25 protein-coding genes and 3 pseudogenes are annotated in these 19350 nt (G+C 36.7%); 18 read left to right on the plus strand and 10 right to left on the minus strand.

Annotated features, from left to right (window positions below; genetic code table 11):
• Nucleotides 1-92 precede the first annotated feature (92 nt).
• The gene (locus CO726_RS22985) at nucleotides 93-527 is read left to right on the plus strand and encodes a hypothetical protein (protein WP_245916718.1); all 435 of its coding nucleotides are present in this window, start codon (nucleotides 93-95) and stop codon (nucleotides 525-527) included.
• Nucleotides 524-739, plus strand: a complete 216-nt coding sequence (locus CO726_RS32570; protein WP_245916720.1) for a transposase — start codon at nucleotides 524-526, stop codon at nucleotides 737-739. Before CO726_RS22985 ends, CO726_RS32570 begins: the two co-directional genes overlap by 4 nt.
• A gap of 216 nt (nucleotides 740-955) precedes the next feature.
• Here CO726_RS32570 and CO726_RS22990 read toward each other — a convergent pair whose 3' ends face one another.
• Complete coding sequence (locus CO726_RS22990) at nucleotides 956-1192, minus strand: NifU family protein (protein WP_000431159.1); 237 nt, start codon at nucleotides 1190-1192, stop codon at nucleotides 956-958.
• 195 nt (nucleotides 1193-1387) lie between these two features.
• On the opposite strand from CO726_RS22990, the gene CO726_RS22995 reads away from it, so the two are divergent.
• The 5 genes and pseudogenes from CO726_RS22995 to phnA all read left to right on the plus strand — a co-directional run bounded on the left by CO726_RS22995 (nucleotide 1388) and on the right by phnA (nucleotide 4191).
• Nucleotides 1388-1696, plus strand: coding sequence for a YuzD family protein (locus CO726_RS22995; protein WP_000248590.1), 309 nt, complete (start codon nucleotides 1388-1390; stop codon nucleotides 1694-1696).
• A 53-nt stretch (nucleotides 1697-1749) separates the two neighbouring features.
• Entirely contained in the window at nucleotides 1750-2544 is a 795-nt protein-coding gene (locus CO726_RS23000; protein WP_099685805.1) for a nucleotidyltransferase domain-containing protein, read from the plus strand.
• Nucleotides 2545-2642: 98 nt separating this feature from the next.
• Complete coding sequence (locus CO726_RS23005) at nucleotides 2643-3320, plus strand: CPBP family intramembrane glutamic endopeptidase (protein WP_099685806.1); 678 nt, start codon at nucleotides 2643-2645, stop codon at nucleotides 3318-3320.
• Between the two features lie 183 nt (nucleotides 3321-3503).
• A pseudogene (locus CO726_RS33225) lies at nucleotides 3504-3614 on the plus strand (DUF2628 domain-containing protein); the annotation flags it as partial.
• Between the two features lie 235 nt (nucleotides 3615-3849).
• Nucleotides 3850-4191 (plus strand): alkylphosphonate utilization operon protein PhnA, encoded by a 342-nt coding sequence (phnA, locus tag CO726_RS23015; protein ID WP_000212737.1) that lies wholly within the window; start codon nucleotides 3850-3852, stop codon nucleotides 4189-4191.
• Nucleotides 4192-4325: 134 nt separating this feature from the next.
• On the opposite strand, the pseudogene CO726_RS23020 reads toward phnA, so the two are convergent.
• The 3 genes and pseudogenes from CO726_RS23020 to CO726_RS23030 all read right to left on the minus strand — a co-directional run.
• Nucleotides 4326-4607, minus strand: a pseudogene (locus CO726_RS23020) (ABC transporter permease); the annotation flags it as partial.
• 41 nt (nucleotides 4608-4648) lie between these two features.
• Nucleotides 4649-4822 carry an aspartyl-phosphate phosphatase Spo0E family protein gene (locus CO726_RS31545; protein ID WP_136699827.1) on the minus strand — a complete coding sequence of 58 codons (174 nt, stop codon included), beginning with the start codon at nucleotides 4820-4822 and terminating at the stop codon, nucleotides 4649-4651.
• A gap of 233 nt (nucleotides 4823-5055) precedes the next feature.
• Nucleotides 5056-6126 carry an NAD(P)/FAD-dependent oxidoreductase gene (locus CO726_RS23030; RefSeq protein WP_000682074.1) on the minus strand — a complete coding sequence of 357 codons (1071 nt, stop codon included), beginning with the start codon at nucleotides 6124-6126 and terminating at the stop codon, nucleotides 5056-5058.
• A 350-nt stretch (nucleotides 6127-6476) separates the two neighbouring features.
• Between CO726_RS23030 and CO726_RS23035 the strand changes: the two genes are divergently transcribed.
• The 3 genes from CO726_RS23035 (at nucleotide 6477) to CO726_RS23045 (ending at nucleotide 8221) form a co-directional block, all read left to right on the plus strand.
• Complete coding sequence (locus CO726_RS23035) at nucleotides 6477-6716, plus strand: YuzB family protein (protein ID WP_000595026.1); 240 nt, start codon at nucleotides 6477-6479, stop codon at nucleotides 6714-6716.
• Between the two features lie 243 nt (nucleotides 6717-6959).
• Nucleotides 6960-7826, plus strand: coding sequence for a diaminopimelate epimerase (gene dapF / locus CO726_RS23040; RefSeq protein WP_099685808.1), 867 nt, complete (start codon nucleotides 6960-6962; stop codon nucleotides 7824-7826).
• A gap of 41 nt (nucleotides 7827-7867) precedes the next feature.
• Nucleotides 7868-8221 (plus strand): HesB/IscA family protein, encoded by a 354-nt coding sequence (locus CO726_RS23045; RefSeq protein WP_000573826.1) that lies wholly within the window; start codon nucleotides 7868-7870, stop codon nucleotides 8219-8221.
• A gap of 151 nt (nucleotides 8222-8372) precedes the next feature.
• Here the strand turns inward: CO726_RS23045 and CO726_RS23050 are convergent.
• Nucleotides 8373-8543: pseudogene (locus CO726_RS23050) on the minus strand (GNAT family N-acetyltransferase); the annotation flags it as partial.
• Nucleotides 8544-8562: 19 nt separating this feature from the next.
• Between CO726_RS23050 and CO726_RS23060 the strand changes: the two are divergent.
• Together CO726_RS23060 and CO726_RS23065 are read left to right on the plus strand one after the other, a co-directional pair.
• The gene (locus CO726_RS23060) at nucleotides 8563-8667 is read left to right on the plus strand and encodes a methyltransferase (protein ID WP_342750747.1); all 105 of its coding nucleotides are present in this window, start codon (nucleotides 8563-8565) and stop codon (nucleotides 8665-8667) included.
• A gap of 106 nt (nucleotides 8668-8773) precedes the next feature.
• Nucleotides 8774-9127, plus strand: coding sequence for a YxeA family protein (locus CO726_RS23065; protein ID WP_099685809.1), 354 nt, complete (start codon nucleotides 8774-8776; stop codon nucleotides 9125-9127).
• Nucleotides 9128-9156: 29 nt separating this feature from the next.
• On the opposite strand, the gene CO726_RS23070 is transcribed toward CO726_RS23065, so the two are convergent.
• Nucleotides 9157-9618 (minus strand): 2-thiouracil desulfurase family protein, encoded by a 462-nt coding sequence (locus CO726_RS23070; RefSeq protein WP_099685810.1) that lies wholly within the window; start codon nucleotides 9616-9618, stop codon nucleotides 9157-9159.
• A 79-nt stretch (nucleotides 9619-9697) separates the two neighbouring features.
• On the opposite strand from CO726_RS23070, the gene CO726_RS23075 reads away from it, so the two are divergent.
• Nucleotides 9698-10579 carry a helix-turn-helix domain-containing protein gene (locus CO726_RS23075; protein ID WP_099685811.1) on the plus strand — a complete coding sequence of 294 codons (882 nt, stop codon included), beginning with the start codon at nucleotides 9698-9700 and terminating at the stop codon, nucleotides 10577-10579.
• Between the two features lie 17 nt (nucleotides 10580-10596).
• Here the strand turns inward: CO726_RS23075 and CO726_RS23080 are convergent, their stop codons facing one another.
• The 3 genes from CO726_RS23080 to CO726_RS23090 all read right to left on the minus strand — a co-directional run bounded on the left by CO726_RS23080 (nucleotide 10597) and on the right by CO726_RS23090 (nucleotide 13611).
• Entirely contained in the window at nucleotides 10597-11844 is a 1248-nt protein-coding gene (locus CO726_RS23080; protein ID WP_099685812.1) for an MFS transporter, read from the minus strand.
• 175 nt (nucleotides 11845-12019) lie between these two features.
• Entirely contained in the window at nucleotides 12020-12496 is a 477-nt protein-coding gene (locus tag CO726_RS23085; protein WP_099685813.1) for a GyrI-like domain-containing protein, read from the minus strand.
• A 125-nt stretch (nucleotides 12497-12621) separates the two neighbouring features.
• A complete protein-coding gene (locus CO726_RS23090; protein WP_000829779.1) occupies nucleotides 12622-13611 on the minus strand; it encodes an NAD(P)/FAD-dependent oxidoreductase in 990 nt (329 codons plus the stop codon).
• A gap of 462 nt (nucleotides 13612-14073) precedes the next feature.
• Between CO726_RS23090 and CO726_RS23095 the strand changes: the two genes are divergently transcribed.
• From CO726_RS23095 to pepA, 5 genes are all read left to right on the plus strand, one after another.
• A complete protein-coding gene (locus CO726_RS23095) occupies nucleotides 14074-15282 on the plus strand; it encodes an NAD(P)/FAD-dependent oxidoreductase (protein ID WP_136699828.1) in 1209 nt (402 codons plus the stop codon).
• A gap of 122 nt (nucleotides 15283-15404) precedes the next feature.
• Complete coding sequence (locus CO726_RS23100; protein ID WP_099685815.1) at nucleotides 15405-15911, plus strand: NUDIX hydrolase; 507 nt, start codon at nucleotides 15405-15407, stop codon at nucleotides 15909-15911.
• Nucleotides 15908-16225, plus strand: coding sequence for a YuiB family protein (locus tag CO726_RS23105; RefSeq protein WP_000027007.1), 318 nt, complete (start codon nucleotides 15908-15910; stop codon nucleotides 16223-16225). The genes CO726_RS23100 and CO726_RS23105 overlap by 4 nt, the downstream gene beginning before the upstream one ends.
• A gap of 86 nt (nucleotides 16226-16311) precedes the next feature.
• Entirely contained in the window at nucleotides 16312-16938 is a 627-nt protein-coding gene (locus tag CO726_RS23110) for a 3D domain-containing protein (protein ID WP_131102658.1), read from the plus strand.
• A gap of 143 nt (nucleotides 16939-17081) precedes the next feature.
• Entirely contained in the window at nucleotides 17082-18566 is a 1485-nt protein-coding gene (gene pepA / locus CO726_RS23115; RefSeq protein ID WP_099685816.1) for a cytosol aminopeptidase, read from the plus strand.
• 104 nt (nucleotides 18567-18670) lie between these two features.
• On the opposite strand, the gene cdaS is transcribed toward pepA, so the two are convergent.
• Nucleotides 18671-19276, minus strand: coding sequence for a sporulation-specific diadenylate cyclase CdaS (gene cdaS, locus CO726_RS23120; RefSeq protein ID WP_098759759.1), 606 nt, complete (start codon nucleotides 19274-19276; stop codon nucleotides 18671-18673).
• Between the last annotated feature and the right edge of the window lie 74 nt (nucleotides 19277-19350).

Here is a 19350-nt window from a genome sequence, read left to right on the forward strand (position 1 = left end):
GAGGTCCATAGCCATCAACTTAAGAAAATGAATAAAATAACGAAATTAGGGTACCCTTTCATGCAGTACTGCATGAAAGGGTGTTTTAATTTATGTCTACAAATGACAACGCATTAGTTGAAGAATTTCGAAAAAATTTTTCAATCCCTCACCTACAAGAACTTGCCTATCAAACGAATATGATTCAACGAAAACGAAAATTTCAGGCACAAGACCTTGTATCACTCTGTGTATTTTTGGGTCAAACAATCAGTTCTGAGTCTTTAGTTAGTCTCTGCACAAAATTAAATGAAGCTACAGGAACTTGTATCTCGGCCGAAGCGCTTAATAAACGTTGGAATGCGCGAACTGTGGCATTCCTTAAAAAGTTATTTCTGTATGTCTTCCGGCAAAACGTTTGTTCCGCCACATCATTATCCAGTCGCTTTACACGAATCCGTATTTTAGATTCGACATCCTTTCAATTCCTTTCTTCCCATGCCGAAATGTATAAAGGCTTTGGGGTGGCGGTTCTGAAGCCGGTGTGAAAATTCAATTGGAGTATGAGCTACTTTCGGGAGAGTTTCTAGGCATGACGATAGACCACGCTAGGAGTAACGACGCAAAGTATGGGCAAGAACGCATGAAGATCTTACAGAATGGAGACCTTGTACTTCGTGATCTTGGATATCATGATATTGGTGATTTAGAGAATATCTTACTCAACGATTGTAAAAAAAAGTGTCTCCGATGCTTTTAGCATCGGAGGCACTTTTTTAAAGTTGATGGCTATGGACCAATTTTGTTCTCTTTTTAGGAAGCGATTCTGAACGAACCGCTTCCGCTTTTAGATTAATATCTAGCTCCAGCGGCTAAAATGTTCGGTGGCTTCGCTTCTTCCGCCGAGGCAAAAAGCGCCTCTTCGTCAGGAGCTCCAATGACCTCCTGTTCTGAACGAGCCGCTTCTGCTTTTAGATTAAAATACTTGTTCTACTTCAATAACGCCTGGTACTTCTTCAAGTAATGCGCGTTCGATACCAGCTTTTAGTGTGATTGTAGAACTTGGGCAGCTTCCGCATGCACCCATAAGGCGTAGTTTTACGATACCTTCTTCAATGTCTACTAATTCAACGTCTCCGCCATCGCGAAGTAAGAATGGACGTAATTTATCTAATACTTCTAATACTTGTTCTTGCATATGTGGGTTTTCCATTTTTATCGACTCCTTTCATCAGTTTTATTATAATCAAGATAGAGGGGAAAATCTATTTTTTCTCTTCTTGTTTTATTGTCGAAATATTGTATCGTGTTTTTTCAGTATAGGGGTATGGAATAAGTTTGTAAAATGATGTGCTTATGTACTAAGACATCTGAATATGCTGTTGAAACAAGAAGCGGGGGAGAAGAAATGGTTAATGTTCAAGTGTATGGGACGAAAGTAATTTGTGCGAGCTGCGTTGGAATGCCATCTTCAACAGAAACGTTCGAGTGGTTACAAGCGGCGATTGGTCGTAAATATGAAGGACAAGAAAATAAATTTAATTTCGAGTATATTGATTTTCAAGAAGAACAAGAAGATGAAGATAAAAAAGCATTCGCAGAGCGTGTAGTAGAGGAAGATCTATTTTATCCAGTCGTTCTTGTAAATGGAGAAATTGTTGGAGAAGGAAACCCTCGTTTGAAGGATGTTTACGAAGAAATCGAGAAATATTTATAAAGCAAGAAGTCTTTGCGAATTCGCAAAGGCTCTTTTTTATTGGAGGGATAGATGTGAAAAATGGAGTAAAGCATGCGTTACCAACAGAAGTACAACAGTTAATGGAGCGGTACACTGTAGAATTAAAAGAAATTTTTTTAGACGAAACAATAGTCGGGGTATATATTTACGGATCCATCGCACTCGGTGCATTTCATACAGAAACGAGCGATGTTGATTTTATTACGGTAATAAGTGATTCCGTGAATGAAGCTGAAAAACAGCAACTTGTAGAACTTCATAAGAAACTTAGTGGTAGTACGTTAGGGAAAAGAATGGATGGTATGTATATTCCGCTTGCTGATCTAGGGAAATACAATGATGAAATGAATGAGTACGTGTATTGTGCAGATGGTAAGGCGGATATTGGTCATTGGGATATTAATGCGGTGACATGGTGGACATTGAAAAATCAAGGTATTACAGTTACCGGGAAAGAAGCTGAAGATCTTTCGTTTCAAATAAGGTGGGATGATGTAGTCAATACGATGAAATACAACGTAGAACAGTACTGGAGTGGAAAAGCGAAGCAGCCCTATTTATTTTTTATAGAAGAGTGGGTAGAATCAGCTGTCGTTACGATGGGGCGTATTTTATATACGTTAGAGAATAAAACAATCGTCTCAAAAGATAGAGGATTACAATACTTGTTAGAACGTTCAGCGAAAGAATGGGAGCTTTTATTAAAAGAAGTAGTAAGAATAAGGGAGAATCCAAAAGAAAAGCGAATGCTCTCAAGATGGAGAAGGGCAGATATGACGAAGAAGTATTTGCTGCACTTAATTGAGATGTGTAGAGAGAAATGGTAGGGAAGAAAATGGACAATACAGTTGGGTGTATTGTCTTTTTTTATGTTTTATTTGGTATATAATGGTTAAAAAGATTTGATTATACTGGAGGGGATATAGTGGACACGGAATTAGTTACATATAAAGAAAAGAATGTACAAATGAGTATGCTAGAAGTAATCGGTATGATCGTAATTATTTTTGGGGTAATGTATGGAATTGGTTATTTGAACTTTTTATATGACTTCTCATTATATCCGTGGTATGTAAATCATCTCATTTCACCCTTCACGTTTTGTATGATTATTGTAATGTATGCACCGGCAAGAAATTACTGTGTGCATTTACTAAAATCAATACAATTCAATAACTCAAAACATTATGTAACAATAATAATGACGATGATCGTACTGCTTATATATCTTGCGGTATTAAATTTAGTTTTATCACATGGGCTTCGTGTAGGTGAATCTAATATAGTAATAGAGCCTACTTCAAGTGAAATCATTCTATACGTAGTTGTGCTAACAATTTTTGCGCCTATTTGGGAGGAAATTGTATTTCGAGGTATGTTTTTTATGAAATTATCTCAGCGCTTCTCTACACTTAGTAGTGCTGTTATAAGTGCTTTCATATTTACTTTAGGGCATCCCCTTACAGTAGGGAGTATTTTATATATTTTTGGTATAGGGATATGTTTAGCCTACACCTATAAGAAAACAAACAATTTACTCGTTCCAATTGGAATTCATGTATTAAACAATTCATTTTATTTATTAGTAAATTTTCAACTGTAAAAAGACGTCCTTTTGAAAAGGGCGTCTTTTGTATTTTGTAGTAAGTAGAAAGAGTTTTACACCCATTGCGTAGAGGCAAGGTAATACAAAATATAAATAGTTTCATGTGAAACATTTTTATTATCAAATGTACAAAATGATTAACTTAGTGTATTAAACGTATCATTCATAAGTATTCTAATATATTTAGATGATGATTATTTTGAATGGCAAGAAGTATATTTAAATAATAAAAAAATAAGCGAAGAAGAAGAGTATCAAATTTATGTTGAAGAAAATATGTGGTTTTTCTAGAGAGAAACTCGTTCATTTTGAAAAGAAGAACCTTGTGAGGGTTCTTCTTTTTTATTGGAAACACCATACGAATTGAAAATTTGTAAAATAAAATAAAAAATGAGAATTTGAGGTAGGCTTGTCAATAACGTGAGACTATGGCAGTATAAAGAAATGCTATACAAATTTTATTTATCGAGATGTAAACATCAGTTTTGATTTTTACGTATAAATAATGAACGGAGGAAATGATTTTATGGCTACTTTACCAAATTGCCCAAAATGTAATTCAGAATATACGTATGAGGATGGCGTTCTGTTCGTATGTCCAGAATGTGCTCATGAGTGGGGCCAAGAAGCAGAAGCTGAAAATAATGATGGTGCAAAAGTTGTAAAAGATGCGAACGGAAACGTTCTTCAAGACGGCGATGCTGTTACTGTCATTAAAGATTTAAAAGTAAAAGGAACTTCTTCAGTTGTGAAGATCGGTACGAAAGTAAAGAGTATCCGTCTAGTTGATGGCGATCACGATATTGATTGCAAAATCGACGGTTTCGGAGCTATGAAGTTAAAATCACAATTCGTTAAGAAGGCGTAAGTAAAAAGAGGAGGCGAGTAGCCTCCTCTTTTTTATTGTCATTTTTTTTTGGTAAGTCGATATTCCTTGTCGAATCGTTGATATAATTTCACACAACGAGAAAGTTGCATCATTTGCTGAGAGAGAGTTACGATTCACCGCCCGCCATAGTCAACCTCTTTCAACTGACACCGCTTATTAAAGAATGTTTTATATCCAAGCTGTAAAAAGATAATGACAGCAAAGGCAGTAATTCCAGAAATACTGAGTATGATGGCGATTTGATATTGAATGGCCGTAAACGGTGATACACCAGATAAGATTTGACCAGTCATCATGCCTGGTAGGCTTATAATTCCCATTCCGACCATAGAATTGATTGTTGGCAAAATAGCAGAGTCAAAAGCGTCTCGTATGAGCAGAGCAGCGGCTTTTTTCTAAGTCTAGTTATATCGTATCAAAAAAGAGAAGATAACGGTTACAAAGAGCAACGTTTTTTCTTCGTCTTGCATTTTATTAATAAATTAAGTAAACGATCTAATTCTTGACTAAAAGAAATCACTTTATTATGAGTGAATCCGTACTTTTCAACGAGATAGATCAATTCTTTCTTCTTCGCTTCTATTCGATCGTTTAGTTGCGTTACGTTCATAAGTGAAATGGAATACCTCCTGTAAAAGTATTTATAACATAAAAAATAAGACCGAATGACTTCGGTCTTAAAGGAAATAATAAAACAACTTATAAATAGCATACACTGTTCATCAATAGTTTTTAATATAAAAATGAAAAATAAATCATTATCCATATTGAGAAAGATGTGTCTGATAATTATATTTTAACTGATAAAAGAGGCTGTCTACTTAGTAGACAGCCTGTAAAGTATTAACCGTTATGATATTTGTACATCCAGAGGATACCGGATTTTAATAATCTCGGTACACGCCCCATTAATGGTTGGTTTGCTAGTAAACCGAAGCCGTGCTTCTTCCCAAGAGAACCGAGAACACCTTTTAATTTAATTACAGGTAGTTCGTCAGGAAGTGGTTCATTATTCCAACGTTTTAATAATATTTGGACAATTTGTTCTCCTTGTCCTTCAGCAAGTTGTGCAGATGGTGCGTGTGGAAGTGCTGCGCAATCTCCTACAACATAAACGTGCTCGTTATTTGGAATATTGTGATATTTTGTTAAAACAACCCGTCCGCTACCATCTTGTTCAACTGGAAGGTTTCGAACAACTTCATTTGCTTGAATACCAGCTGTCCAGACGATTGCATCACATTCAAGTGGTTCATCGTGGTTGTACACAATATTTGGCTCTACTTTTGTAATGTTAGAGTTTCGTATGATAGTAACTTTATGTTTGACGAACCATTCTTCTACATATCTACTTAATTTCTCTGGATATGGGAATAGAATTCTATCTTTTCGATCAAATAAGTAAATTTTTAAATCAGAACGGCTTTCGCGAAGTTCACTTGCAACTTCAACGCCACTTAATCCAGCACCAACGACAGCTACTGTTGCATTTGGTTCTAGACTATTTAATTGTTCATATGTCTTACGTGTTTGTTCAATCGATTGTAGGCTATGTGTATATTCCTTAGCCCCAGGAACGTTATGGTATTTATCTTCACAGCCAAGTCCAATAATTAAATCATCATATTGAATCGCTTCGCCGCCATCGAGATGAACAGCTTTTTCTTCGAGATCAATATTTGTTACTGTGCCGTATTGAATATTGAGGCGTGGGTGTTCAGGAAACGGTATACGAATATGCGTTTCTGAAATAGTACCCGCAACTAATGCATAATATTCAGTTTTGAAGCAATGATATGGTACTTTGTCGATTAATGTCACTTGTACATCATCTGGAAGTTGGTTGCTTGGAAGTAGCCGCTGCAGAATTCTCATTCCACCGTAGCCGCCACCTAGTATTACGAGGTGTTTCATGATGGATTACCCCTTTTCTGTTGAAATATCCCCTAATCATAAAATTTTATATTAAAAAAATATTTTGACTTTACTCAATCAAATTATATCGAATTTGTGAACAAATAACAATGCATGAATGAATACTCTGTTGTACAATAAGAAGAAAAGTAAAGTAAACTTTTTTGCTTTTTAAGTTACTATTTTATTGCAAGTAGCATGTTATATAAAATAAAACCATCTACTTTGAAGTGAAATAGTGAAGTAACTAAATAGTTTAGAATGTATAACGAAAACAACAAGAAACAGCTTAGTTTTCTTCTTATAGATAGTCAGAAGGTAATTTGTTTTGTAGTACAGGGGGGAGAATTTTGATTAAACCATTAATTGAATTTTGTGTAGGTAACCTTGCGAGTGGTTCACAAGCAGCTTTAGAAAAATTAGAAAAAGATCCGAATTTAGATGTAATGGAGTATGGTTGTTTAGGATATTGTGGTATTTGTTTTGAAGGACCGTTTGCGCTTGTAAATGGTGAAGTCGTACAAGGTGCAACAGTAGAAGAGCTTGTTAATAATGTATATGAGTATTTGGATGAAAATCCAATGTTTTAAGGTGTTGCAATCGGCAGCACCTTTTTCTTTTTCTATTAGATAAAATCTTCTTTCGCAGGGGAGGATAATATTGTATATAAATAAAAAAGGCCCTTTTAGAAGGGCTTTTTTCTTACACCATTTGTGCAAGAATGGCTCATCGCCAAATGTTGTCAAATATGAGAAACGGGGGACATTCATATTGTGTTCTAAAAGCGTGCATTTTATACTTAAAATAACAAATTATTTTTGGAGTGAATACAAATGAGCCAATTTTCTTTTACAAAAATGCATGGTCTTGGCAATAGTTATATATATGTAAATATGTTTGAAGAACAAATTCCTGAAGAAGATTTAGCTCTTGTGGCGGAAAAGGTTTCAAATATTAATACTGGTATTGGAGCAGATGGAATGATTTTAATTTGTCCATCTGACGTAGCGCCGGTGAAAATGCGCATGTTTAATAATGATGGATCAGAAGGGAAAAGTTGTGGTAACGGTTTACGCTGCGTGGCGAAATATGCGTATGAACATAAACTAGTAGAAGAAACAGTTTTCACAATTGAAACGTTAGCTGGCATTGTAACGGCGGAAGTAACGGTAGAAGAAGGGAAAGTTACGTTAGCGAAAATCGATATGGGAGCACCGCGTTTAACACGTGCGGAAATACCGATGCTTGGTGAAGGTGAAACGCCATTTATTCGTGAAAACTTCTTATACAATAATCATCGTTATGCATTTACAGCTGTTTCAATGGGGAATCCGCATGCAGTTATTTTTGTGGATGATGTAGAACAAGCACCTCTTACAACACTTGGGCCAGTTCTTGAGACACATGAAATGTTCCCAGAACGAGTAAATGTTGAATTCATTGAGATTTTGAATGAGGAAGAGATGAACTTCCGCGTTTGGGAACGTGGATCTGGTGTAACGCAAGCTTGCGGGACAGGAGCATGTGCTGCAGTTGTAGCCTCTATTTTAAATGGGAAAATGGAACGTGGTAAGGAAATTACAGTTCATTTAGCTGGTGGTGATTTAATGATTGCATGGACAGAAGAAGGCAATGTGTTAATGAAAGGACCAGCGGAAGTAATTTGCTGCGGAGTGTATGAGTACAAGATAGAAGCGTAAAGATGTATAATAGAATGAGAACAGAAAGGATGGTGTATTTCATGATTGAAGTAACAGAACAAGCAGCTTTTCAAATTAAAGATATGTTAAAAGATGCTGAAGATGGAGAGAAGTACGTGCGCCTTGCTGTACACGGCGGCGGATGTAGTGGTCTTTCTTACGGCTTAGGATTTGAAGTAGAACCAAAAGAAGACGACACAGTTCTTGAGTTTTTCGGTGTTGAATTTGTTATCGATACAGAAAGTGCTCCCATTGTTAAAGGAGTAAAAATTGATTATAAACAATCTATGCTTGGCGGTGGATTCACAATCGACAATCCAAACGCAATCGCATCATGCGGATGTGGATCATCATTCCGTACAGCGACGAATGCTGGTAAGCCAGAAGAGTGCTAAGTTTTTAGCGGAAATAGAAAAAGACCTTTTTAGCGATGAAATAAAATCGTTAAGGAGGTCTTTTCTTTTGTCGTAAAAAATCAGAAACGACGCCTTCCAAATTTAGAAATCGGTCTTAAGATATTTGTGCAACGAATGTTAAAATCTTAATCTAATTCACCTTTGCATAGATGCAGGTATTAGTTAGTTGTTTGCCGTTAGCTGAGAAATCTTCATTACGTAATACACCTTCAAGTTCAAAGCCTAGTTCTTCAGGAATCGCACGACTTTTCGTGTTATTACATTCACATCGTATTTCAATCCTTCTAATTTTTGTCTTTTGCATAATTAGAAGTTGGTTTATGTGTATGAAGAATTTTAATGAAGTGATAGCAAATCATCTAAGTTTAGAATCCATACTTATTCCAATTGGTGACAGAATGACGGTTTCTAAAGTGAAGAAATAATTATTATCTTACAAAAGTGTAATGTTCATGTCATGTTTTTGAATTTCTTCTTTAAGCTCTGGGCTTTAAGATAAGAATATAAGAAAAAACATATGAGGTGAAGGAAATGAAAAGATACATTGCACTGTTTAGTATTTTAGTTGTATTTGCAAGTTTGTTAGTTGGGTGTGATATTAACCGTTTAGGGAAAGATGATTATTACGTTCAAATTACAGTAGATGGAAAAGAGTATAATGGTAAAACTGATAATGGTGAGCCGTATACAGATTACCAATATAAATTAACTGGTTTTGATAAAGATGGTAAAGAGAAAGAGTTAGAATTCAAAGCTCAAAAAAATCTTCGTAAAGAAGCATTCCTACGTGTATATCACTCAGATAAAAAAGGTGTAACGGCTTGGGAAGAAGTGAAAAAAGACGAGCTTCCTGCGAAAGTGAAAGAAAAACTAAGTGTAAAGTAAGACAGATAAAAAGGAATTGACGAACAGGGTCAATTCCTTTTTTGATTTTCAAAACCTTCTTCTGAAATGACTTTAAATCCATGTCTTTTAAATAAAGCAGTTGTTACCCCGTAACCATTTTGCTTATTACCGTTAAATTCTCCAGTGTAAATCGTAGAACTACCGCAAGATGGACTACGTTCTTTTAAAATAATATATTCTGGGTGTAAATTTTTAATTTGTTCTAGAGCTTTATAAGCACCACTAACGAAAGATTCTGTGACATCTTCACCGTCTTTTGTCATCACTTTTGCTTTTCCATCCAACACGTCATCGCCATTCCCGCCAATAATTTCAGCTGAGGGGCGAGGCGTTGGCAATCCTCCTAATACTTCAGGACAAATGAGGACTGTATCTTTTTTTTGCAGTAGCTCCTCTATTTTTGAAATGAGATTGTCATTGCCGTCATATCGACAAGCGATACCACCTAAGCAGGCACTAATTACGATCATATTTTCATCTCCAATAAAAAATATTAACTATCCCGCCAATTTTTCTTTCTGACACTTACTTATAAGTGAGGTGATATAAATGGGAAGCTTATATAATCTAATGAAACCATATAGTGAATTTCGAAGTAAAGAAGAGTTTAATACATATCAAAAACAAGTGTTGAAGTGCTACCGATTTCAATTAAATAAAACGGATACTACCATTATTCATTTTTTAGGAAAGTATGCAGTGAATGAGAAACAGAAAACAGTGGGGGTTGCTTGTCCGTTAATGGAGACGATTGCGACGAATGTTGGAAAGAGCATTCGTACAGTACGCCGCTCCATTGCAAAGTTAGAGGAACTAGGAATTATAAAACGTGTTGCGACAAAAGAAAGACATAAGCGCGGGGGATATAGTGCGAACTTATATGTTTTTCTTATATCGGCAATTGACCGCATGGATGACCGTATGAAAATGTCCGCATGTAAAAGTGCGGATTGTACAGCTGGCTGTAGCGGAAAAGAGCAAAAACGTGAGGAGGAAACAATTCTTTCTAAAAACATTCCACAAATAAAAGAGAATAGAAAAGTAACGTACGAGCTTGATGAGACGTATTGCCGTCACGATATACCGAAGCCTTTTATATACGCACTGGTGCCGATGACGAGTAATCCGAAGAAGATTAATATATTTTGGAGTAAGGTGGAACTTGCATATAAAAAGAGCGGATTATTAGAACAAGGTGTTTTACTGGAGCAAATATTAGCTGATGAAGAAGTGTATGGAAATTTCATTTGGCGAGTGAAGAGTGTTGTGAGAGCGTATAAATACGGGGAAATCCGTAAAAATGTTAAGGCGCTTTTATATAGTACAGTGCGAGATTTATTTTTTGAGGTTGGATTAGAATGGGGAGCAGCACTGAGAAGAAGTAAGGGGATACCGCTATTTGATCCATTTAAAAAGGAGCCATGCGTATAATACATGACTCCAAATAGTTAATCAAACTTTCTTACAACTGGAACACGAATCGCTACAAATAGTACGAAGACGATAACGGCGATTGCACCGCTTTTCATAACGGTTACGATTGGAATTCCCATTGCAAGTGCGATTGATGTGAATGCATAAGAGAGCGGAATGAAGCCCATTGATGATAGCATAAGTAAACTCATTACGCGTCCCATCATTTCTTCTTTTACTGTCGATTGAATCATTGCCATAAGCGGAACGATAGCCATTGCAATTGTAATACCGTAAAACATGCCGGCTAATAATGCTTGCCACAGTACAGTGCTAAAGTTGATGGATAAGAAGAATACACCAGACAGTAGCATCATGATAATGCAAAATAGACCGCGTCTACGATTAATATTTTTTAAACCGACAATGACAGCGCCTATTGCCATTCCGCCGCCTACAGATGCTTCTAAGTAACTAAACTGAAGCGAATCACCGTGCAGAACATTTTTAACGAAAAGCGGGAAACCGACTTGCATCGGACCGATTAAAAATAAATTTAAAAAGGCGCTACAAATAAGGAAAGTTGAAAGGAATGGAGATTCCTTTACATATAAGATTCCTTCTTTAATAGAAGTGAACATGCCCTTGTCTGTATTTTGCTGCTCTGGCATCGTAAATTGTATTTTTTGAACGAGTATGGCTGCGACGATCAGTAATAAAATCGTGATTGAAAAGATCGTTTCATAGTTCGTAAATTTAATAAGAATTCCGCCAAGTACAGGGCCTAAGATGACCGATGCTTGGTTTGTCATTTGTGTAAGTGAGTTTGCTTGTGTTAAACGGCTTTTTTCTACAAGTTCAGGCAAGATAGATCCGTCAGCTGACCAGAAAAAAGCATCAGCAAGTCCAAAGAATAAAGCAAATAAAGCAAATGTATATAGTGTTACATCACCTACGATGAACCATGTAAGAATGGTTGCGACGAGAATAGCACGAATAATATTAGAATAAAACATAATGTTTTTTTTCGGGAATTTATCAGCTACAGCGCCGCCAATAATCATAAAAATAAGCCTTGGAACACTAAGAGCTACGAAAACAACACCGAGTGAAGCCTCAAGGTTTAATGTTTTTGCTATGTACCACGTTTGTGAAAAAGTAAAAAAGGCTAAAGCAAAACTTGAAAAGAGTGTAGCTGCCCAAAGAAAAAGGAAATTCGTATTTTTTAATAACGGTTTTCCGCTTCCCTCTAAAGCAGATTTATTTTGTTGTAGTTCCTCCATATTGCTTCCTTTCTATGTGACAAATTTAAACTGAAAAACCTGTTAACAATCGTTTTATACAGTTTCTAATATTTCTATACTGTACTTTTTCATTGTAGACAATTATGTTGGATTTGCACAGTGGCTATTTAACGACAAAAGAGAAGATACCAAATGGTATCTTCTCTTTTGTCGTTTAGGCTAATGCAATATAAATATCCAATTGTACGTTGGTTGGATCTAACGCTCTTTCATCATAAAGCTCAAAGTCTGTTGTAAAAGCACGTTTGTTTTCCTTAGACCATTTCCAAATATATTCCCAAGCTTCGCAAACGACTTCAGCAACTGGTCCTTTTCTCGTTGTAAATACCGCATATGTAGCGGCAGGTATTGTTAAAGTTGTCATATTTTCAGGCACGTCTTCTAATGAAGAAACGGGCATACCGATCGTAAATTGATATGTACCAGTTTCATCTGATTCGTAATTTGAGTAGAAAGCGAATGTTTCTTTCGTTTGTTGATTTGGGATGTGCTGCATCATTTGTTCTTGGAAGTATTGGTTCCAAAGCTCTGGAATTTTTCCTTCAGTAGATGCCTCTATTTTATTTGTCGTCGTAATCGAAACGCCGATTGCTTGGAAAGCTTCTTTTTTTACAATAATAGGTTCTTTCATTTTAAATATCCCCCTTATTAAGTAGAACGTTTGTTCTTGTTAATTGTAACATATTTTGGAAGGGAGCGGTAGCGTAATAAAAAAAAGAACTCCTTCACGTAAAAGGAGTTCTTTTCATTTCTATATTAAAACATACTTGAGCTGTGCATCGGTTGAAGTTTTGCGTTTGGATCGAAGTAAGCTTTCGCATTGTTTACCGCCGTTGGTGCTTCGCCAAATCCGCAAGCGATAAGTTTCACTTTTCCTTCATATGTACAAATGTCACCAGCAGCGTAAATGCCAGGAATATTTGTTTCCATTTTCGAGTTCACGAGAATGCTGTTTTTTTGTATATCTAAGCCCCAGTTTTTAATTGGACCAAGGGAAGAAACGAAGCCGTAGTTTACGATTACATCATCAACATCGATAATAATTTTTTCCTCCGTTTTTACATGCTGAAGAACGACTTGTTCAATTTTGTCATCACCAATGAGTTCTACTGGAACGTATGGTGTGCTTACTTCTGCACGAGAATTCATTAAGCTTTCTACGCTATGTTCATGCGCACGGAATTTATCACGGCGATGAACGATTGTAACTTTGTCAGCAATCGGCTCTAACATCATTGTCCAATCAACCGCTGAGTCGCCGCCGCCAAATACTACGACGCGCTTACCAGCAAATTTATTCATATCATCAACGAAATAATGTAAGTTTTTCTTTTCGTACTTTGCTGTCCCTTCTAATTCTAAGCGGCGTGGTTGGAAAGCACCATTGCCAGCAGTAATAATAACTGACTTAGAATAGTGAGTTTGCTTATTCGTAACAAGTTTAAATATACCGTCAGCTTGTTTCTCAAGCGTATCAACAGCTTCTTCTAAACAAACGGTTGGATCAAATTTCTTCATTTGCTCTTTTAAGTTATCAACTAATTCTTGTGCGCGCACTTTCGGGAATCCAGCTACATCATAAATGTATTTTTCAGGGTAGAGTGCGGATAATTGTCCTCCAAGCTGAGGTAAGCTTTCAATGATTTTTACACTTGCTTGTCTCATACCGCCATAAAATGCTGTGAATAGTCCTGTTGGACCACCACCAATAATTGTTATGTCGTAAACTTTTTGATTTTCTGCCACTTTCATTCCCCCTATAGATGGAATTTTGATATTGATTTCATATATTGTTCATATGTACACGAAAATCCTGCAAATGATGATACTTTCAAATAAATGATAGCATATTTGAGTTCATAATACTTCTGGAAACGACTGAATTGTGTGTAAGTTTTCGCATAGGTGCTTTTTCACTTGTATAAAATATGGTGAAAGGAAAATACATGAAAAAAAGGTTGAAAAACCCTTGAAAACGCTATGTTATTTTAAAATATTGATAATTCTCCAGGCTCTTGAATTCTGGAATAAAACCGAATAATATAGGGAAGTATTATGTTAAATTTCTATGACAAAATTCGTACGATTTTTTGACTGCGTTTTGTTATGATATAGAATGTGATAAATTCCACATTCTTGACAAATAGAGTTTTTAGTACTTGGTATTATTTTTCATTACTATTATATAAAGAAAAGGGTTGTGATTTGGTGAAGACTCCAAAAATCGTAGTTTTAGGTGCAGGTTATGGCGGGATGATTACGACTGTTCGTCTGCAAAAAGCATTAGCTGTAAATGAAGCTGAAATTACGTTAGTAAACAACAACAGCTATCACTACCAAGCGACTTGGTTACACGAGAGCGCAGCTGGTACATTACAAGATGAAAAAATCTGTCTAGATATTCAAGACGTTATTGATACAAATAAAGTGAACTTTGTACAAGATACAGTAGTAGAAATTAAAGCTGCTGAAAAACGTATTATCTTAAAAGACGGCGAGTTAGAGTATGACTACTTAGTAATCGGTCTTGGTTTCGAATCAGAAACATTCGGAATTACAGGATTAAAAGAGCACGCATTCTCAATCGCTAACATTAATGCAACTCGTCAAATTCGTGAGCATATGGAAGCTAGTTTCGCTAAATATGCAGATGAAAAGCGCGATGAATTAGTAACAATCGTTGTTGGTGGTGCTGGATTTACTGGTATCGAGTACGTAGGTGAGCTTGCAAACCGTGTTCCTGAACTTTGCAAACAGTACAATGTACCACGTGAAAAAGCACGTATCATCTGTGTAGAAGCTGCTCCAACAGCACTTCCAGGTTTCGATCCTGCATTAGTAGAATACGCTGTGAAACAACTTGAGAAAAAAGGCGTAGAATTCCGTATCGGTACAGCAATTAAAGAAGCAACTGAAGAAGGTATTATCGTTGCAAATGGCGATGATACTGAATTAATTAAGTCTGAAACAGTGGTTTGGGCTGCAGGTGTTCGTGGTAACGGTATTGTGGAAGAGTCTGGCTTTGAAGCAATGCGCGGACGTGTAAAAGTTGATGAGTACATGCACGCTCCAGGATACGAAGATGTATTCATGGTTGGTGACGCAGCGTTAATCATTAACGAAGAAATTAACCGTCCATACCCACCAACAGCACAAATCGCAATTCAACAAGGTTACAACATTGCACACAACTTAACTGTGTTAGTTCGTGGCAAAGGCGAAATGAAAAAATTCGCATTCGATAATAAAGGATCTGTATGTTCTTTAGGTCATGACGATGCAATGGGCGTTGTTATGGGCAAAAAGTTAACAGGTTGGAAAGCTTCCTTCATGAAGAAGGTTATCGATAACCGTTACCTATTCTTATTAGGTGGACCTTTATTAGTTCTTAAAAAAGGTAAATTAAAGTTCTTTTAATATATAGTAGAGAAAGCAGAAACGGCTAAGAGCTGTTTCTGCTTTTTTCATTTTAAAAATATAGTATAATATATAAAAAGAAAGAATATTCTGTCCGTTCTAGTAGAGGAGGGTATTACATCATGGAGAAGCGAGGGAAAGTATGGTTAGCTGTTAGTGGCCTAGTAGCTACAAAAGATGGCAGGTGGCTGTTCGTTAAGAAGAAATACAGTGGATTAAAGGGGAAATGGTCTTTGCCAGCTGGTTTTGTAGATGAAGGTGAGACGGTTGATGAAGCTGTGAAACGTGAAGTGTTAGAAGAGACAGGTATTGTCGCTCATGTGAAGGGGATCATTGGTGTTCGATCGGGCGTAATTCGCAATGAGATTAGTGATAATATGATTATTTTCCTTTTGGAACCTGAAGGGGAAAACATTATTGTACAGGAGAAGGAATTGTCTGAAGTAGCGTTCCTACATCCAGATACGATTGTGGACGATCCAAATACGTCTGTGCTTATTACATATTTGTTAGAAAGAAAATCAGAATTATATCTTGAAATGGACAAAACATTAAATCCAGGAGAGCAATTTGGTTATACGGCCTATCATGTATTTACGGCGCATACGAAGGAGGGGGAGAAAGAGTGAGTATACCGGTACTACTTATTTCAATGATGTTATTTTTTATTTTGTTTTTTGGAATTGGATTTTTACTCAACATGATATTGCGAGCTACGTGGGTAATGGTTATAGTGTATCCGATTGTTTGTATACTTATTATTAATAAGGCGAGTGTGTGGGATTATTTTTCAAAGCCAAAAGAAACATTTTCTTCATTTGGGACAAGTGTATCGCATTTAGGACAAGCAGATGTGTTTATTTTATCTACTGGATTGGTAGGTGCTGCTTTAGCAGGAATCGTAATTAAGAAACTTCGGAAAAGCGGATATCAAATGTTTTAATCTCCAATTCACTTGGAGATCATTTTTTTGCATATTCCTTCATCGTATAGGGAATGATTAACGATGAAGGAGTGTGGAATATAAAAATGTTAAAACGATATTGTATTCGCATTATGATGACTTGTTTACTTGTATCCGCATTATGCGTAACATGGAATGCTTTCACAGGAGTTTCTTTATTAGAGATTGTAAAGAAATATGAGGGAACGAGTGCAAAAGAAGTACATGCAGCAGAAGTTAAGAGAAATGTTGCTCCGAGTAAAGAAGTGATAAATGCTTTAGAGCAGGCAAACGACTGGTCTAAATATCGTTCAATTGAAATGACGGCAACAGGGTATACGTCGGGAATTGAGTCAACTGGTAAGAGGCCGGGACATCCGGAGTATGGTATTACATATTCAGGTGTAAAGGCGAAAAGGGATTTATATTCCACAATCGCAGCCGACTTACGCGTATTCCCAATTGGAACAATTTTATTCGTACCAGGTTATGGGTATGGTGTAGTAGCTGATAAGGGCGGTGCAATAAAAGGAAACCGTCTTGATTTGTACTATGATACGGTGAAAGATGTTTATAGCCAATGGGGTAAGAAAAAAGTAAATGTGTATGTAGTTAAGCTAGGAAACGGTAAGTTTTCAGAAGAAGAATTAACGATGTTAAATCAAGATGAAACGATGCAAGTGTTTCGTGGTCAATATTTGAAACAAAGATAGTCTAGTGGTAATTACGCTAGACTTTTTTTATTTTATAAATAGGAAGGCGATTATGTATGTAATAACAGAAGTTAGAATTGTCGCATTTTATCGAAAATAAAGTTATAATAAAGGTAGAGCAGAGAAATTTAGGGGGTCTGAACATGTTTCAAGTACAAAAAGAATTAGCAAGCCATGAAGCGGTGATTGTTGCCTTATTTGAAGAAGAGAAAACGAGTAGTTTTGTACAAGAACTGGACAAAGCGTTTGAAGGACAATTACAAGTTTTATTAGAAGAGAAAGAACTTTCTACGAAGAAGAAAGCTATTTCAAAAGTACATAGTTTAGGAAAAACAAATGTGAAACGTTATTATTTCGTTGGTTTAGGTAAGAAAGAATCTTATACGACAGAAACATTGCGTCCGGCTCTTGGTAAGGCATTTAAAACACTGCAAGCAGCAAAAGTACAAGATGCAGCAATCTTACTTGATTCTTTCGTAACAGAGAAATTAGACGCGATTGATGTCGCTCATATTGCAGCAGAGGTACAAGGCCTTGGTACATATGAGTTACAAACGTATAAATCAGATAAAAAAGATCGTGTAGAGTTAGAGAGGTTCACGGCTATTACAGCGGAAGATGCACAAGAAATTGAAGCCGCATTAACAGTTGGCTACGTACATGGACGTGCAACAAATTCAGCTCGTACACTTGTAAATATGCCGCCAAACGTATTAACAGCGACAAAGCTTGCTGAGTATGCTGTTGAGTTAGCGGAGAAGTATGATATGGATTATAAAGTTCTTGAGAAAGAAGAGATGGAAGAGCTTGGTATGGGTGCGTTACTTGCAGTAAACCAAGGTAGTGTAGAGCCACCAAAAATGATCGCTCTTATTTATAAAGGAAAAGAAGAGTGGACAGATGTTATTGGATTCGTTGGAAAAGGAATCACATACGATACAGGCGGTTATTCTTTAAAACCACGTGAAGGCATGGTCGGTATGAAAGGCGATATGGGCGGTGCTGCTGCTGTGTTAGGTGCGATGGAAATTATCGGTGAACTTCGCCCAGAGCAAAATGTGATCGCTGTTATTCCATCAACGGATAACGTGGTAAGTGGTACAGCATTTAAGCCAGACGATGTAATCACATCTATGAGCGGAAAAACAATTGAAGTATTAAATACAGATGCAGAAGGTCGCCTAGCGTTAGCTGACGGTATTACGTATGCGAAAAAACTAGGTGCAAACTACCTTATTGATGTTGCGACATTAACAGGCGGTGTAATTGTTGCACTTGGAAATCATACGACAGGCGCAATGACAAACAATGAAGAGTTGTTTGAGCAAGTGCTAGAGGCATCTATGGAAACAGATGAATCTATTTGGCAATTACCGATTTTTGATCGTGATAAAGAACGCGTTCGAAACAGTAAGTTTGCTGATTTAAATAACTCACCAGGCCGCGAAGGACATGCGGTTATGGCAGGTACATTCCTAGGTGAATTCGCTGAAGATACACCTTGGGTACACTTAGATATCGCTGGAACATCTGAATCATCAGGAGCACATGATTTAGGACCAGCTGGAGCAACAGGTGCAATGGTACGTACACTTGCAACACTTGTTGAACGTTTTGGAGAAGAATAAGATAATAAGAGAAGGCTGTTCCAACATTTTGGAACAGCCTTTTTTATTGGTATGACTATGGTTGTCTTATCCCACATGAACTGCCCGTAAACGATAGTTTCACTTTATAAAGAAATCGTATACAAAGTCCCGTTTAAAGCAAATGAAGTGCGACCCGTTTCTTCAGAGACAACTAAAATAAGTGCATCGCTTTTTTCTGATAAGCCAATTGCGGCTCTGTGACGTGTTCCTAGCTCAGGATCAACTTCTGTGCTTCTTGTTAATGGAAGAATGTTAGCGGCTGAGACAATATGATTATTTTTAACGAGAACGGCTCCATCATGAAGAGGGTTACCTGGATAGAAAATGGATTCAAGTAACGGTGAGGTTAGATGAGCGTTTAATGTTGTTCCAGTTTGAATGAGAGATTCAAGCGTCTCATTTCGTTGCACAACAATAAGAGCCCCGTGTTTTCGGGCGCTTAAATGTTGGACAGTTGCTGTAATAGAATGTGAGCTTTCCGTATAAGGTGATAAATACGCTTGAATGTAGTATGTAGCTGCCAATGTTTGTACGTTTGCTAACATATGATGAATGTCTTCCATTTTGCACAAAATACATTCATCTTCTTTATCGATTGCTTTCCTCATAATTGACAGTTCTTTTTCAGCAATTTCAATCATTTGCTTTGTTTGTATTTTCAGCTCTTCTGACAAGCCCCATTCTTGCATAATCCTCATTCCCTTTAGTGGAGTATTTAACCATAGTGTATACAAATATTCTTAGTAAAATCCTGTTAGATTAT

Origin of the sequence: Bacillus fungorum (assembly GCF_002746455.1) — a bacterium.
GTDB classification, from domain to species: domain Bacteria; phylum Bacillota; class Bacilli; order Bacillales; family Bacillaceae_G; genus Bacillus_A; species Bacillus_A fungorum.